At 36.0% G+C, this 16,327-nt stretch carries 11 protein-coding genes and 1 pseudogene; 8 read left to right on the forward strand and 4 right to left on the reverse strand.

The window, feature by feature from the left end; all coding sequences use genetic code 11:
* Nucleotides 1-40: 40 nt before the first annotated feature.
* The 3 genes and pseudogenes from JN080_RS18580 to JN080_RS18590 all read right to left on the reverse strand — a co-directional run.
* Nucleotides 41-574 (reverse strand): annotated as a pseudogene (locus JN080_RS18580) (catalase-related domain-containing protein); the annotation flags it as partial.
* An 86-nt stretch (nucleotides 575-660) separates the two neighbouring features.
* Nucleotides 661-2,841, reverse strand: a complete 2,181-nt coding sequence (katG, locus tag JN080_RS18585; RefSeq protein WP_256237544.1) for a catalase/peroxidase HPI — start codon at nucleotides 2,839-2,841, stop codon at nucleotides 661-663.
* 545 nt (nucleotides 2,842-3,386) lie between these two features.
* A complete protein-coding gene (locus JN080_RS18590) occupies nucleotides 3,387-4,388 on the reverse strand; it encodes a Gfo/Idh/MocA family protein (RefSeq protein ID WP_256237482.1) in 1,002 nt (333 codons plus the stop codon).
* Between the two features lie 809 nt (nucleotides 4,389-5,197).
* Between JN080_RS18590 and hxlA the strand changes: the two genes are divergently transcribed.
* From hxlA to rpe, 4 genes are all read left to right on the forward strand, one after another.
* Complete coding sequence (hxlA, locus tag JN080_RS18595) at nucleotides 5,198-5,845, forward strand: 3-hexulose-6-phosphate synthase (RefSeq protein ID WP_256237483.1); 648 nt, start codon at nucleotides 5,198-5,200, stop codon at nucleotides 5,843-5,845.
* Between the two features lie 1,002 nt (nucleotides 5,846-6,847).
* On the forward strand, nucleotides 6,848-8,782 hold the full coding sequence (locus JN080_RS18605) for a primary-amine oxidase (RefSeq protein WP_256237484.1): 1,935 nt from the start codon (nucleotides 6,848-6,850) through the stop codon (nucleotides 8,780-8,782).
* A 91-nt stretch (nucleotides 8,783-8,873) separates the two neighbouring features.
* Entirely contained in the window at nucleotides 8,874-9,452 is a 579-nt protein-coding gene (locus JN080_RS18610) for a hypothetical protein (protein ID WP_256237485.1), read from the forward strand.
* A gap of 613 nt (nucleotides 9,453-10,065) precedes the next feature.
* Nucleotides 10,066-10,731, forward strand: a complete 666-nt coding sequence (gene rpe, locus JN080_RS18615) for a ribulose-phosphate 3-epimerase (RefSeq protein ID WP_256237486.1) — start codon at nucleotides 10,066-10,068, stop codon at nucleotides 10,729-10,731.
* Between the two features lie 464 nt (nucleotides 10,732-11,195).
* Here rpe and JN080_RS30160 read toward each other — a convergent pair whose 3' ends face one another.
* A complete protein-coding gene (locus tag JN080_RS30160) occupies nucleotides 11,196-11,561 on the reverse strand; it encodes a transposase (RefSeq protein ID WP_483861548.1) in 366 nt (121 codons plus the stop codon).
* A gap of 517 nt (nucleotides 11,562-12,078) precedes the next feature.
* Between JN080_RS30160 and JN080_RS18625 the strand changes: the two genes are divergently transcribed.
* From JN080_RS18625 to JN080_RS18640, 4 genes are all read left to right on the forward strand, one after another.
* Complete coding sequence (locus tag JN080_RS18625; RefSeq protein WP_256237487.1) at nucleotides 12,079-12,831, forward strand: IclR family transcriptional regulator; 753 nt, start codon at nucleotides 12,079-12,081, stop codon at nucleotides 12,829-12,831.
* A 502-nt stretch (nucleotides 12,832-13,333) separates the two neighbouring features.
* On the forward strand, nucleotides 13,334-14,332 hold the full coding sequence (locus JN080_RS18630; protein ID WP_256237488.1) for a heme-dependent oxidative N-demethylase family protein: 999 nt from the start codon (nucleotides 13,334-13,336) through the stop codon (nucleotides 14,330-14,332).
* A 20-nt stretch (nucleotides 14,333-14,352) separates the two neighbouring features.
* A complete protein-coding gene (locus JN080_RS18635) occupies nucleotides 14,353-15,156 on the forward strand; it encodes a dimethylamine monooxygenase subunit DmmA family protein (RefSeq protein WP_256237489.1) in 804 nt (267 codons plus the stop codon).
* 23 nt (nucleotides 15,157-15,179) lie between these two features.
* A complete protein-coding gene (locus JN080_RS18640; protein WP_256237490.1) occupies nucleotides 15,180-16,136 on the forward strand; it encodes a PDR/VanB family oxidoreductase in 957 nt (318 codons plus the stop codon).
* The last annotated feature ends 191 nt before the right edge of the window (nucleotides 16,137-16,327 follow it).

A 16,327-nucleotide genomic window follows, 5' to 3' on the forward strand; every position in this document is an offset into this window, starting at 1 on the left:
AAGACCGCTCTACTGAACGGTCTATTTTGTTAGTTTACTATTATTTTATTTCTTGTGGAACCGAGAGGTTCAACCCTTGAGCAATTCGCTTACCATACTCAGGGTCTGCCTTATAGAAATGCTGGATTTGACGAAGCTTAATATCATCTCTTTCAACTGGCTTCATTGTTTCAATGATTGTTTCAACAAGACGTGTACGTTCTCCTTCATCCATTAAACGATAAAGTTCTCCAGCTTGTGTGTAGTGATCGTTATGATCATATGCAACACTTTCAGCCAAACCGGATACTTGGAAAGTGGATTGTTTGCTTTCATTAGCTTCAGAAGGACCACCATAGCTGTTTGGTTCATAATAAACTGAACCTATCCCTTTTGATCAAAACGTATTTGACCGTCACGTTGATAATTATTTACTTCTACTTTAGGACGGTTAATTGGCAGAGAGGTATACACGATAGCGATCTGCATAGAAATAGGCAGGGATTCTGCCTTGAAGCATTTTATCTGGAGCAACCTTCTCACCAGGTACTATAGTTCAAGATGAGAAGGTTGCTTGTTCAACTTCAGAGAAATATAGACCGACAAAAATAGTCGGTCTTCTTGGTGATAGCAGGGATGTTATTTAACAACTTTCATAGATCTTTATTACTTTAGTAGCTGTTAATTAAGGTCGAAACGATCTGCATTCATTACCTTGACCCAGGCAGCTATGAAGTCAAGCACAAACTTCTCTTTGTTATCATCTTGAGCATAAACTTCTGCAATGGCACGTAGAACTGAGTTTGAACCGAACACTAGGTCAACCCTAGTTGCTGTACGTACTACTTCACCTGTCTTGCGATCACGTCCTTCATAAACGCCTCCGTCTACAGGCTTCCACTCTACTGACATGTCATGCAAGTTAACGAAGAAGTCATTAGTAAGTGTACCTACACGATCAGTGAAAACCCCGTGTTGTGTGCCACCGTAGTTAGTACCTAGCACACGCATACCACCAACAAGTGCAGTCATTTCTGGTGCAGTAAGGTTTAGCAGCTGCGCCTTGTCTACTAAGAGTTCTTCGGGACTTACACTATACTGCTTCTTCTGATAATTGCGGAAACCATCAGCGATAGGCTCTAGCACTGCAAAGCTTTCTACATCAGTTTGCTCTTGGGTTGCATCGCCACGTCCAGGAACAAAAGGAACAGTTACTTCAAAGCCTGCATCTCGTGCAGCTTTTTCTACTGCGACACTACCACCAAGTACTATCAAGTCGGCCATGCTGACTTTCTTATCTAGATGACTTTGAATGTCTTCTAGTACAGTAAGCACTTTTGTAAGTTGTTCCGGTTGATTCACTTCCCAATCCTTTTGTGGAGCAAGACGGATGCGAGACCCATTTGCGCCACCACGATAATCTGAGCCACGGAAGGTACTTGCTGAAGCCCAAGCCGTTGTGACTAACTCGTTAATTGTAAGACCTGAGTCTAGGATCATAACTTTAATCTTTTCTACTTCATTAGCTGTTAATTCATAATCAACAGCTGGTACAGGATCTTGCCAAATAAGCTCTTCTTTTGGAACTTCTGGGCCTAGATGTCTTGATCGAGGACCCATGTCACGGTGTAATAGTTTGAACCATGCACGAGCAAATGCATCTGCAAACGCTTCTGGATTCTCATGGAAACGACGAGAAATCTTTTCGAATCCTGGATCCATACGCAGTGCCATATCGGCTGTAGTCATCATAGTCGGAACACGTATTGATGGATCCTCTGCATCTGGAGCAAGATGATTCTCAGCAGGATTTACAGCAACCCATTGATATGCGCCTGCCGGGCTCTTTGTAATCTCCCATTCATATCCAAACAGTATATCAAAGTAACCATTATCCCATTGTGTCGGATTAGCAGTCCAAGCACCTTCAATGCCACTCGTGATGGTGTCGCGACCTTTGCCAGTGCCGTGTGAACTTAGCCAACCTAGGCCTTGTGCTTCAATAGGAGCAGCCTCTGGTTCAGGACCAACATGAGCAGCATCTCCTGCACCGTGTGACTTACCAAAAGTATGTCCGCCAGCTGTTAATGCAACTGTTTCTTCATCGGTCATTCCCATACGTGCAAAGGTTTCGCGTATATCACGAGCACTTGCAAGCGGATCTGGGTTGCCGTTTGGACCTTCTGGGTTAACATAAATAAGACCCATCTGAACGGCAGCAAGAGGATTCTCAAGCTCACGATCGCCTGTGTAACGGTTATCACCTAGCATTTCAGTTTCTGAACCCCAGTAGATGTCCTCTTCTGGATGCCAAATGTCTGCGCGTCCGCCACCAAAACCAAATGTCTTGCCGCCCATTGATTCAATCGCAACGTTACCAGTTAGAAGAAACAAGTCGGCCCAAGAGATTTTGTTGCCATATTTTTGCTTAATCGGCCATAGTAATCGACGTGCTTTATCAAGGTTACCGTTGTCAGCCCAGCTGTTCAGTGGCGCAAAACGCTGATTGCCAGTACCACCGCCACCACGGCCGTCACCTGTACGATAAGTACCTGCGGAGTGCCAAGCCATACGGATAAAGAATGGACCATAATGTCCGTAGTCAGCCGGCCACCAATCTTGACTGTTTGTCATAAGATCTTTAAGATCCTGCTTAAGAGCATAGTAATCTAATTTTTCAAATTCTTCTGCATAATTAAAGTCTTCTCCCATAGGGTCAGATTTTCTGTCATGCTGATGTAGAATATTCAAGTTCAACTGGTTTGGCCACCATTCTCTATTTGGCATATTACTAGATTTGTTAGAAGTTGCGCCGCCATGAAAAGGGCACTTTCCAATGTTAGTAATGTCCTTAGCGTCCATATTTGTTTCCTCCGTAGTCATATTTGGTCACCTCGTGAATTTTTTTTATAGCATATCTGAATTATAGTATATATTTATTAAAAATCAATATTAAAAAATAATAATTATAATTTATTATTATTTCTGATAACTTTAACAAAACCTCCATAAACTGAATTAACAACTTATTACTAAACAAATGATTGAGTACTTTAAAAATTTGTATTCCGAAATTATTCTCAATTAAAACAGAGTCAAATTTTAAATTATTATAATTATTATATATTACCAGAAACCTCCAAATACAGATAAAGCGTTTCAAGAACTAGACCAATATAACCCTTAAAGAATACAATAAGACAAAGAATCATTAATGATCAAACCCTAAAAAACAAAAGCTAAGTTATCAAATAATATGATTAAAATGTAAGCGAAACGTTCTAGAGCCACTTTTAATAAGAAATCTGCTTTTTAGATTGCTAGTTTCATCATGGATTGAAGGATAAATTAATTCATCATACAACCGAAAGCCCTCAGGATATTTAGTGGCTAGTTCTACTTTTATATTATGAATAAGTTTGTTCTGCCTTATCGGCTGGATAGATAAGACCAATTTGTTTTCGTACTTCTTCGATGATTTCTGTGGTAATTAGGGAGTTTTTAAAAGAATTGACGGGGGACTCTAGTTGATTAAACTTAATTAAATCAATAAATTCGTTCACTTCGTAATACATCGAATTAGCTATTTGAGATTGCGTAATATCTTCTACCTTGCCATCTTTATAACGGATTTCCACCTTTTCCGGAGTATCTATTCGGTTAATCAGTATACTTCCTTGTTCACCCTGGATTTCTGAAGGGATATAGGAATTGGTTATTTTGGAGTGAACCACAACCGCAATGCTTTCTTTATATCTAAAAATGATACTTCCCTCTCCATCCACCCCTGATTCAAGTAGAAATCCATTGGCTTTTATGCTTAGAGGCTTACCGAATAATACAACCATAGGATAAATACAATAGACGCCAATATCCATTAAAGAGCCATTAGAGAACACAGGATTAAAAGCATTCAAAACCGTACCCTCTTTATAAGCATCATAGCGGGAAGAATATTTACAAAAGCTTGCAAAGTAGCTGCGGACCTTTCCGATTTTATGCAAGTTGTCCTGGATAACTTTAAAATTAGGAAGAAACGTTGTTTTTAGAGCTTCCATTAACAACACATGATTAGTTTTTGATGCGTTAATCATTTCTTGCAATTCTGCCATATTCGATGCAATTGGCTTTTCACAAAGCACATGTTTTCCATGATTCATGCAGATAATAGCTTGACTGGCGTGAAAAGAGTTGGGGCTTGCAATATAAACAGCATCAATTTCTTTACTTTTTGCCATCGCTGTGAGATCGGAAAAGATCGTTCTAATGCCGTACTTTGTTGCGAATTTTTTTGCAGTTTCTTCTGTTCGGGAATAAACAGCAGATAGTGCAAAATCTTCGACCTTACTAGCTGCTTCAATAAATTTTTGAGTTATCTGGCTCGTACCAATTACTCCAAAACGTATCATATTTTGTCCTCCACACTTGTTTTCAATCCTTTTAAAAATATCTTTTACTAATTTTAAAGTATAGAAGGGTTCTTCAATTCTATTAAAAATGCAATAACTACTGATCCATCATCTTCTGGGCAATTTTAAATACTTATGGTAGTTGCAGGGCAAGAACAGACATTTTCCTGTTCAAACACGAGTTCCGTTGCGGTATCTGATAAATATCACCCTCTGAAACTAATTGTTTAGACTGAACTCCTAACTTAATGTTTTGTACGTTAAACATGAACTTTTCAAAAAATTGCTCTTTTTTTCTTTTATAAAATTATAGCAATCGGAATATTCCGATTATTAAATATAAATATATAACATAATATTGATTTGTAAAGTGTGGAATATAATTTTTATTTTTATAGTTTTTATTAATATTTTGTGGACTCTACTTTGATGAACTCTATCATAAGGGTACAGATATAGTTTTGGTTAAAAATTAATGTAGTTCTTAAGATGCACCAATCCATTGGAAAAGATATTATTATTTTGTTTACTATAAAAAAAGAAAAGAATTTTTTAACAGTTTATATATATCAGCCTTTATCGAAAAATGATAGGAAAATAAGTGAACCATATGAAGAATCACTCATAAAGATAGCTACATGTGGTTTTTTTAATTTTTTTCATAATTTCAGTATACTAATTTTCGGTATAGTTTATCTGTTATAGTGAATTTCTTTACACTATTAGATAAAAAAGTGCTTACTTTTTTATCTGAAAATTGCGACTTATAATGACGATGTATCAATTAAACTAAAAACGGAGTGAGAAATATGGAGCTACAATTAGCGTTAGATCTCGTAAACATCCTAGAAGCAAAAAAGCTGGTGAAAGAAGTTGAGGCGTATATTGATGTGGTAGAGATTGGCACACCGGTTGTCATCAATGAAGGCCTTAGAGCAGTAAAAGAAATTAAGGAGGCCTTCCCTAACCTGACCGTATTAGCAGACCTAAAAATTATGGATGCAGGTGCCTTTGAAGTTATGAAAGCATCTGAAGCGGGTGCTGATATTATTACAGTACTAGGAGTAACTGACGATTCAACTATTAAAGGTGCAGTAGAAGAAGCTAAAAAACAGGGGACAAAAATCCTTGTGGATATGATTAATGTAAAGGATCTTGCAAAACGAGCATATGAAATTGATGACCTTGGTGTTGATTATATTTGTGTACACACAGGTTACGATCTTCAAGCAGCTGGAGAAAGTCCATTTGAACAGCTGCGAACCATTAAACGTGTGGTAAAGAAGTCAAAAATAGCTGTTGCAGGGGGCATTAAATTAAATACATTGCAGGAAGTCATTCAACTGGAGCCTGATCTTGTCATTGTAGGTGGCGGCATTACCGGTCAAAATGATAAGAAAGAAGTTGCAGCCCAAATGCAAAAATTAATTAAACAAGGCATGGTTAATCAAAGGTAATGCCAGAGACGAAGACGATTCAATTAGCAACTGAAATTGTGAAGAAACTAAATTAGAAGATAGACATACTGCCTAGGATGAGGTAGAAAGATTGGTAGAATGGATCCTTAAGTCTAAGAAAGTGTTCACAGCTGGTGTAGGTAGAACTGGATTTATAAATAAATCTTTTGTGATTCGCTTAATGCACATGGGGTTAAATGCTTTGTAGTTGGTGAAACGGTAACAACTAGTCTAGAAAAAGACGACATTTTAATGGTTACTTACGGTTTAGGGTGAAACAAAAAGTCTGGTGTCAGTGGCAGATTGAAATGCATCTGTCGTAGATGACTAGATTTCTCCTGAATATACCATTGGAAAATTAAGCATTTAGTAATTAAAATACAGGCCAAATCTAAAGCCGATGCAGACAGTGATAACAAAACTATCCAACCCATGGGTTCACTATTGGATCAAACCCTCGTATTGTTTTTTTGTGCTTCCATATTAAGGGTAATGTATAAGATTGGATTATAATCCGGGGTCATGTATGGCATACATGCGAATCTCGAGTAGGGAAATGGATTCAGATAAAATCGATATGATCATCCAATCAAAATAGAAACTACTTAATTAGATTATAGGTTTCATACACACTTAAAACCAATATGGTCTGAGGTTTGTGCAAACTATGGTGTGATTCTAAGAATTTTTGGTGGAAGCCAATTTCATGTTGGACAAACTCCACTTGAGCTATACTTTTTCTTGTTTGACCTATGATTTGTTTTACATCGTTGTTCCTACAATACAAGTTATCAACATATTAAGTCCACTTGAATTTAGTTTTATTTTTATAGTGGTTTAGAAAGTTTACAGATAAATTAGATGATAATTCATTCTATCTAATAGAATGAATACGCTATCATCAACATTGTCTTTTTCTAGGAGTTGCTTGGATAAGTTATATTTCATTTAAATTAATTATTTGTAATCTTAATTATAAACACTTTACAAGGAGGCAATTTAATGAGCACACCAGAAAATGTATTACAAAAGGTTCAGCATCCTCTTGAACCTCTATCGGCTGGAGAAATTACTAGGGCAATTGCAATTTTAAGGCGGAAAATGAATTTGAGTGAATCTGTAAGATTCCCACAAATAGTATTACACGAACCAGAAAAAGACGTTGTATTAAATTATAAAGATGGAGATAGCTTTGATCGGGAAGTTTTCATTATTATTTTAGATAGTGGGACTAATAAAACATATGAAGCGGTTGTCTCTCTTACAAAAGAGGATGTTATTTCATGGGAGCATATTCCAGGCGTTCAACCAGGGTTTATGCTAGAGGATTTTGATATTGAAGAAGTATGTAAAGGCAATCCTGAATATCAGGCAGCTCTTTTAAAACGCGGTGTTACAAATCCAGATTTAGTAATGATTGATCCATGGTCTGCTGGTTATTTCAATGAACTGGACGATCCTAGCACAAGAGTAGCACGCGCTCTCGCATGGGTTAGAAAATCAGAAAAGGATAATGGTTATGCCTACCCGCTTACAGGTCTCTATGCAGTAGTTGACCTAAATAAGATGGAAATCATTCGTATCGAGGACTATGGTGTTAAACCTTTACCACCAACGGAAGGAAACTATTCCCCAGAGCAATCTAGTTCTATTGAATTACGGACAAGTTTAAAACCTTTAGATATCGTACAGCCAGAAGGCCCTAGTTTTGAAGTTAACGGTCATCATATTAAATGGCAAAAGTGGGATTTCCGTATTAGCTTTACACCAAGAGAAGGACTAGTTATTCATGATGTAGGTTATGAGGATAAAGGGGAAAGGCGTTCGATTCTTTACCGAGGATCTTTATCTGAAATGGTTGTACCATATGCTGATACAACAGAAATGCATAGCCGCCAGAATGCTTTTGATGCAGGGGAATATGGAATGGGCCAATTGGCTAACCCGTTAACTCTTGGCTGTGATTGTGTTGGACACATCCGTTACTTTGACGCCGTTTTAGCAGATGGTAAAGGAAATCCGAGAACTATTCCTAATGCAATATGCCTGCATGAAGAGGATTATGGTATCGCTTGGAAACATACAGACTGGAGAACTGATGATGTGGAAGTACGACGTTCACGCCGTCTAGTCGTTTCATTCTTCTCAACAGTTGCAAACTATGATTATGGATTCTTCTGGTCTTTCTATACAGATGGAACAATCGAACAGGAAGTTAAATTAACAGGAATGTTAAATACTGGAGCGGTTGATGAAGATGAAATTCCTAAATACGGTAATCTAGTTGCTCCACAATTAAATGCTACATTCCATCAACATTTCTTTAATTTTCGTTTAGATTTCCAATTGGATGGAATGAAGAACTCGGTTATGGAAATTAACACTGTGCCTGAAGAAAAGGGTCCACACAATCCATATAATAACGGATTCTATCCAGTTACAACTAAGTTTAAAACTGAAAAAGAAGCAATACGTAAAATGAATTTAGAATCTGCTCGGACATGGAAAGTCATTAACCCTAATCGTAAAAACTTTGTTGGTCAACCAGTTGGCTATAAAATTATGACAGGTGAAAACTGCCTTCCATTTGCGAACGACGATTCTAGTTTAATTAAACGAGCAGGTTTCCTTAAAAATCATTTACATGTTACAAAGTTTAATAGAAATGAAAGATACGCATCAGGTAACTATCCAAACCAAAACAGGGGTGGAGATGGATTATCTAAGTATGTTGAAGCCGATCGTAACATTGAAAATGAAGATATTGTAGTTTGGTATACAATGGGTCATCATCATATTACCCGTACAGAAGATTGGCCAATCATGCCTACTGCCTATACTAACTTCCAGTTGAAACCAGTAGGATTCTTTGACCGTAATCCTGCACTAGATTTACCTAAACCTATTGAGAAAAAAGGTTCAAGCTGTCATATGTAAAAAGTAGATGAAAAAGGAATTGTGTCTAATTCAATTCCTTTTTCACCCTTAATATTAAGTCAAATTCGTCTTAGAAACCGGGGGAAAGCCTATGTTAATACTAATAAGTACCCTAATAGTAATCATATATACAATAATCTGTATAGTGAAGGTTTATAATCACAAAAACAAATTAGTAAATATGACAGGCATGACAGTTGTAATGGTATTAGGGATGGCTAGTAGTTTGGTGATGGGTTTAATTGCTGGAATCGCATTTAAAGGAGACATAACCCTTTCTACAATTTTGGTAATTAGTTTCAGTCTTGTAGTGGGAGCTTTGGTAGGAAGATTTATTAACCTTCTTGCTCTAGCGGAAGGAATTGCCGGTGGAGTTATGGGAGGAATGATGGGGGCAATGTTAGGAGAAATGATGCCTTCAGATAATTTCAAACTTATGTTGGTATTCACAGATGTTCTTTTTATTACATGTTTCCTTTTTATAATTCACATGATCAATTCTGAATTAAAGCGAGTTGAAGACTCTGTTTCTAGATACTCTCGTACCTTTCCCTGGATTGTAACGTCAGTTATTTCCGTTGTGATTATACTTACTTTTTCACAACTAGAGGCCAAACCTTTACTAAGCAATGTCAATGTTCAAGAAAATCAACACCATCATCATCAATGAAACTTTGATTTTAAAAAGTACTGCATCTTTTGGACTAAGTGTGATTTATAAACATTTTTTATCTTTTTCAATTATTTACTCATACCTTGCGGCCAAATATGTGATTATACATTTGATTCCAATAAACTAACTTATGAATAGTAAATTCACAATAGTTAGTTAATCGAGAAAGATCTATGTAGCTTTCTGTCTTGGAAATGTTTTATGACATGTCCGAATCGACGATAAACGAATAGGGGATATTAAGCTTTTAATGTTAGCCTGATTTATAAAGGCGTAGGCGTTACATTTGAGTTTCCCGCAGAAACAGCTGTGTTTCCTTTTTTGGTGATGAGTATTACATTCTAATTCCTTCAATCAATCCTATTGTTGCTGCTTCAGTTTAATTTTTATTCTTTATTGTGCATATATTTGGTTTTAAAGACTATGCAATAATTGAGAGGATCTTTATTGCTATATACGTAGGTGTTTTCTTTCTTCTCCTTTTATGGGATACCACATATTAATGGTGATAAGCTATTTGGGCAGATCTCCTCTATACACTCTTTCTTCTTATTTAAAAGGAGCTTCTAAATGATAGAATATATTTTAATAGAAAGCAGAGGTATTTATTATGATCAAGATTGCACCTTCCATTCTTTCAGCTAACTTTGCAAGGCTTGAAGATGAGATAAAAGATGTCGAACAGGGCGGGGCTAATTATATTCATGTTGATGTTATGGATGGTCATTTTGTGCCAAATATAACTATTGGTCCGTTAATTGTTGAAGCAATTAGGCCCGTAACAAAATTACCTTTAGATGTGCACTTAATGATAGAAAATCCAGATCAATACATTGGAGCGTTCGCAAAAGCTGGCGCAGATTTATTATCGGTCCATGTAGAAGCATGCACACATTTGCACAGAACCCTTCAACAAATTAAAGCTGAAGGGATGAAAGCAGGAGTCGTATTGAATCCACATACGCCCGTCTCTGTGATCCAGCATGTTCTAGAGGATATTGACCTAGTATTGCTTATGACAGTAAATCCAGGTTTTGGAGGACAATCTTTCATCCATTCTGTTCTACCTAAAATTAAAAAAGTCGCGAGAATGATAGAAGAAAGAAAATTGCAAGTTGAAATTGAAGTAGATGGTGGGGTAAACCCAGAAACAGCTAAACTTTGTATCGAAGCAGGAGCGAATGTCCTTGTAGCTGGCTCTGCCATTTATAATCAACCAGATCGACGGCAGGCAATTGCAAAAATTAGGAATGAAAACAGTATACTTTCACTTTAGACGGCTTCAGATGGCAGAAGTTAATGCATTTTAATGGATCCACATTGTTTATAAAAAGTAAATTGAACGATAAAAGCATTCTAAATAGGAAAACTTGTTTAATAGAGTTGTTTCATAACCGATTAATATAAAAGGGAGGGAAGCCAATCTCTCTCTTCTTTCCTCATTAACAAGCACGATGGCTGGGGATTATTACATTATTTCTTCTGCTTTAATTGAATTCAGATTTATTTGCCAATGTGGGTTCTTTTTGTATTTAGTCTTAAAAATCTATATTCATAGATGTATGTTTCTAAGTATTTACCAATATTTATTCACAAGATTGTGAAGTTTTTATCTAAAGAAAAGCCTAGCGGTAATATGTCAAGCACCAAAAAATAAAGTATTGGAATTATTTTGGGATTAGGGGGTAAATCCTTTTAAAAATTGTATACCAAATAAGCCACACCAATCGTACCAATTTTCTAGCAGTAAGGATGAGTGCTCTTTTGTGTTGAAGTTTTGGTACTTCGTTGTATTTCAAAAGGCTTTGTATTCTGAATCATGTTGGCGTACTTTATCGGCTGCTTGTATGAACAAGTACCGAAGGTATTTGTTTCCGGAATTTGCACGTTTGGTTTCGTCGGATTCAAATTCACCTGATTGATATTGACTCTATACGAGGCCAGTGTAACAGCATGATGGCTCTTAAAACGTTTGATATCACCAATCTCGGCAATAAAACCAGCTGCATATACATCTTCGACTCCTTTTATGGACTTTAGTGTCTGTGGAATGCCTTTCTTGAACTTTGCAATTTCACGGTCAAGCCGTTTTACCTCAGATTCCATGTGTTTAATCACACTAAGAGAAACCGATAGTGAAACATTGACTGGATCAGCTATTGCTTTATCTAAATTCAATGATGAGTCAAGGGTAGCAGGCTTTATAAGCAGTACACAAAAATGTTCGCAAGGAGAAAAAGAAATTTCCTAAGAAAAGCTTGTCGACACCATTGTCCCACGGTCAGGCCAAAGATTCTACAAAAAAATGACGGAGTAAAGCGTAGGAGCTCCTCCATGTCATTTCTCGGGATTCAATTTAAAGGCACATCAAAGAAGCAGCAGGGAACCATCCCCCTGCAAAAACATAGGAACAACACAAATCTAGTAATGCTTAATTTACTTTGTACCTCGGCTCCCCCCATCAAGTGGGTGAAACTAGGGTAAAACAAAAAATAATGATGGGGAAGCCGGTAGGCTAACCTAATAAAACCTATAGGAATCTAGAGTGAATTATAGAGGATCTGGATCAACTGGGAATTCTTCTACAAAGAGCTCTTACTACTAATATACGAGGAGATGCAATATGTCGGAGGTGATTCGGAAATCGATTACTCTGCTTACTACTATTATACCTAATGCGGATAAGGAAGAGTGGAGTGCAACTGAAGTAAGCCGGCAATTAGACATTCCAATTCAAACGGTGCATAGATTACTTTCGAGTCTTTCAGAATATGGATTCGTGTTTAAGAACAGAGAAACTAAAAAATTTCGATTAGGATTGACTTTAATGCAACTTGGGCTCTCAATCAGGGATAATCTATTGGTTCGCAATAGTGCACTTCCAATTATGGAAAAATTAGCGATGAAAACAAAGGAAAGTGTATATTTGACAGTTTCAGAAGGTAATGAAGGTGTTTTTATTGATTGTGTTAATGCGGAACTGTTTCTAAAAGTTGCTGAGCCGATTGGGATGAGTAATCCGTTATGCAAGGGTGCTTCTAAAAAAGTAATCTTAGCACATATGAAAAAAAAGACAAGGCAGCAAATTATTCGAGATCTTATCGGACAAGGAAAAATACATGATATAAATAGATTTGAAACTGAATTAAAGCAGATTAAGGAATCGGGTATTGCAGTTTCTTTTGGAGAAACAACAAAAGGAACGGTTAGCGTAGCAGCACCTATTTTTTCCTGGGAAGACAAGGTTGTTGCTTCTATAAGTCTTGGAGGTCTAGAATCTAGATTTAGGGAACAACAAATCAGGCATTTTGTATGCGAGATTAAAAGAGGTGCAGAAGAGATTTCTGAAAATCTAGGATGGGTCAAACCAAGATAATACAAAATATAGGTTAGGACTAAAAAGTATTACCCGGCAAACTAGAAAAGTAATCTTTTGAAACATCTCAATTATCAATTTAGTATCCTCAGTCTGGGGATACTTTTTTACTCTGAGTAAGAGGATGTGTCGTTTTATCAAGTAATTTGTTATTAAAAAGCCTTGTTAATAAAAATATATTCATTTTTCTCAATATTCGGGAGAATTTAATTTGAATTTCTCAATATTTATGTGAACATATGGTCATCCAGTAACATTCTCTCATTTATGAGGAGCTTTAAATTTTCCAAGTGAAAAAAATTTGAAATCGGAAAGGTGGGATAAAATGAGAGGAAAAATTAAAAAGTAGTTGATATGTGAAAAGATAGTGAAGTCAAAAAATTATAAAGAAGAGATTAGATAGAGTAGAAACAACATCCCCCCTTGACTCAAAAGATTGAGAACATTTGTAGAATCTTTAAATCCAATTCTCTTTGTACCATATTTTAAAGGAGGAAAAAGAATGGAAAAAATTAATTATATTTCTATACAAAGGGAAAAAATCCCTAATCAACCTATATTAAAACGTTTTCCATTTCCATTTAAGGGAAATTCTTATCGTTATTCTAATAATTCAGAACCGCTTCATTCGAAGAATGTGCTTGAAATTACGCCAGAATATTTTGAGGAAATTGATCTAAAACGTCATCTTTTAGATACTGAAAAAGAGCGAACCTATCAATCCTTTACACACTCTCTTGAAGCACAATGGGAAATTTTGGAAATTATTATGAATGAGATGATTATGGAACATCCACAATATTTTAGTTTAACTAAAGATGGAAGTAGTTGGACTTTTTGTAACCGCTTACTAGGGGAAGTACAGAGCTTTACTTTTGGAGATCTGTCAAGTTTACCTTATGAACCGTTAGATTTTATTGGACGACATGTTCAAGAGGATTTAATTTATCTTGCACAAAGGGACGGAGAGCTTTATATGGATGCTGGACAGTTATGCTTTCCTGCCAACTGGTCGATCGCATTTGATCTTGGGATGAAATTTTTAGAAATTCATTCTCCTGTTCCAAAAGCCTTTACTGGAAGTGGATTAGCTGAAAAAGTTCGCAGCTTTATCTTAAGGATGGAAGCGGGAAAACCCTGGACTCGGTTTAACTGGTCGATAACAGTTGAGCCAATTCTTGATACGGCTCCTGAAACATTTGATGAGTGGGGATCAAAAAAAGAAAACGTTACTGTTGATAATGCTGGACATTTAGTATGTTTAAGAGTCGAAGATCAAAGACTGTTTCGCCTTCCACGTAGTAACGGTATTTTATTTGGTATTCATACACATTTAATTACACTTGATGAATTGTGTGAAAATCAGAAGTGGATGAATCAGTTTTACAATGTGCTTATGGACTTACCAGACGATTTAGCAGAATACAAAGGTTTTATTTCTTATAAAGATAAAATAGTAAAATATTTGGAGAAGAAAATAGAAAAATCTTCTTCAGTCTAACAAAAGGAAGGGGGACGAAAATGAAGTCATTTAAATGTAAGCTTATTAATGAAGAAAGAACACTTGAACAAGGATATATTGCAGATGTGAAATTAGAGGAAGGCACTATCCCTCAAATGATTGGTTTTGCTGATAAAGTTCAATGTAATGATGCTACTTTTCATCTCCCGATTCAAGTTATTGAAACTTGTAAGAAAGAAAGAAAATATCGTCTTTTTTTTAATACCTCAGCTATGCAAGAACAAAAGCATTTGCATTTGGTGGAACAGATCCGATCTCAAATTTTCGAGTTGAATTTTTTAGAGTACCCATTTTTTAGACTTCAACCTAACTGCAGGAAAATGTTATTTCTAATTGATGAGTCAGTTCTTTTTGAAAGTTTAACATTTATAGATTTACATTCTATAAATAATATAGAAACAATAATTTATGTTAAAACAGATCGACAACAAGAAGAGATATTGGACCATCTTCAGCACATACCTCAATATAAAATCAACTTATTACCGACAATTGAAAATGAAAAAATTCATGCTATTTTTAAAGAACAGAAAATTGGTACAAAAATTTTTATTTCTGGTCCATGGTCAATGATTTATCATATCAAAGACATTGCTAATACCGTAGGTTTTACAGATGATGAAATTCAGTATAATGGGTTTGGACAAAAAGATCATAAAGTATATTGTGTAAAATGTTACTCCTATAATAAGATGTCAAATAACAAGGTAATAACATGTGAGCACTGTAAAGTCGTACTCGATGTATCTAATCACTTTTCAAAAAGATTGGAAGCATATCTTGGTTATATCCAAGTTATTTAAGAACAAAGGGAGGAGAGATTAAAATGTCCGCTGGTACAATTGAAGTAATAGTAGAAGAAGTTAAAAATGAATCCCCGCAAGTTAAAAGTTTTAAGTTAAAGGCGGCAGATGGATCAACATTGCCTCGCTCTAGTGGAGGATCTCATATTACGACGTACATTCGAAGTGATCAAGGGTTAATCGAACGTCATTATTCATTAACAAATGACCCGGACGAAACAGGTTACTTTAAAATTGCCATTCGTAGAAGTGATGAGTCAAAAGGTGGATCAATTTATTGGCATGACCATATAACAGTTGGGCATCCACTCAAAATTAGTTATCCCAAAAATCATTTTTCGCTCAGCTTTATGGCAAAACATCATGTCTTTATTGCAGCGGGTATCGGTATTACTCCTTTTCTAGCTATGGCAGCTGAGTTAAAAAAGAAGGCAAAATCATTTGAATTACATTATGTTGTTCCTTCAAAAGAGTTATGTGCTTTTTATCCATTTCTTGTTTCTAATTATCCAGACGAAACCCACTTTTACTTTTCAAGACAAGGGCGCAGAATGACAACAGAGTTAATGAAAGATAAACCAGTTGGGACACATGTTTATTTTTGTGGACCTGAAGTAATGGTAAAGGAATATGCAGAAGCCGCAAAATCATATGGATATCCTGAAAAAAGTATTCATTTTGAACTTTTCACACCTCCAGATTTGGGTCCTAAGCGACCTTTCGAAGTAAAACTAAATAAAAGCAACAAAGTTCTTCAAGTTCCTGAAGGGGAAAATTTGTTGGATATCTTGTTGAAACACGATATTGAAGCACCTTATTCATGCAAAATCGGGGGATGTGGCAGCTGTCAAGTTGACGTTTTGGACGGTGAAGTGGATCACAGGGATATGTTCCTTTCAGATACTGAAAGAAAAGAAACAAATGTCATTTTAACTTGTGTTTCTAGAGCGAAGACAGGCTGTTTGGTTTTGGATTTATAGGAGAAAAAAATTACAACCATTAATAGATTCAATTCAGATGTGATTGAGTGAATATTTCCAAGGTTTGTAACCTGTATATATAAACCCACATTTTACTTGATAATTATTGATTAACCATACAATGAGGAAAGAAGCTCTCTGAAGATGCACACTATAAATAGCATGACTATCCGGTACGATTTCCAAGTTGA

The organism is Bacillus sp. EB600, from assembly GCF_024494385.1.
Lineage (GTDB): Bacteria > Bacillota > Bacilli > Bacillales > Cytobacillaceae > JAEVLT01.

Excerpts from the sequence above, each read along its gene's own strand:
- JN080_RS18640 (WP_256237490.1), top strand. The coding sequence starts at position 15,180 with ATGTCCGCTGGTACAATTGAAGTAATAGTAGAAGAAGTTAAAAATGAA.
- katG (WP_256237544.1), bottom strand. The coding sequence starts at position 2,841 with ATGGACGCTAAGGACATTACTAACATTGGAAAGTGCCCTTTTCATGGC.
- JN080_RS18590 (WP_256237482.1), bottom strand. The coding sequence starts at position 4,388 with ATGATACGTTTTGGAGTAATTGGTACGAGCCAGATAACTCAAAAATTT.
- hxlA (WP_256237483.1), top strand. The coding sequence starts at position 5,198 with ATGGAGCTACAATTAGCGTTAGATCTCGTAAACATCCTAGAAGCAAAA.
- JN080_RS30160 (WP_483861548.1), bottom strand. The coding sequence starts at position 11,561 with ATGGAATCTGAGGTAAAACGGCTTGACCGTGAAATTGCAAAGTTCAAG.
- JN080_RS18610 (WP_256237485.1), top strand. The coding sequence starts at position 8,874 with ATGTTAATACTAATAAGTACCCTAATAGTAATCATATATACAATAATC.
- JN080_RS18630 (WP_256237488.1), top strand. The coding sequence starts at position 13,334 with ATGGAAAAAATTAATTATATTTCTATACAAAGGGAAAAAATCCCTAAT.
- JN080_RS18605 (WP_256237484.1), top strand. The coding sequence starts at position 6,848 with ATGAGCACACCAGAAAATGTATTACAAAAGGTTCAGCATCCTCTTGAA.
- JN080_RS18625 (WP_256237487.1), top strand. The coding sequence starts at position 12,079 with ATGTCGGAGGTGATTCGGAAATCGATTACTCTGCTTACTACTATTATA.
- rpe (WP_256237486.1), top strand. The coding sequence starts at position 10,066 with ATGATCAAGATTGCACCTTCCATTCTTTCAGCTAACTTTGCAAGGCTT.
- JN080_RS18635 (WP_256237489.1), top strand. The coding sequence starts at position 14,353 with ATGAAGTCATTTAAATGTAAGCTTATTAATGAAGAAAGAACACTTGAA.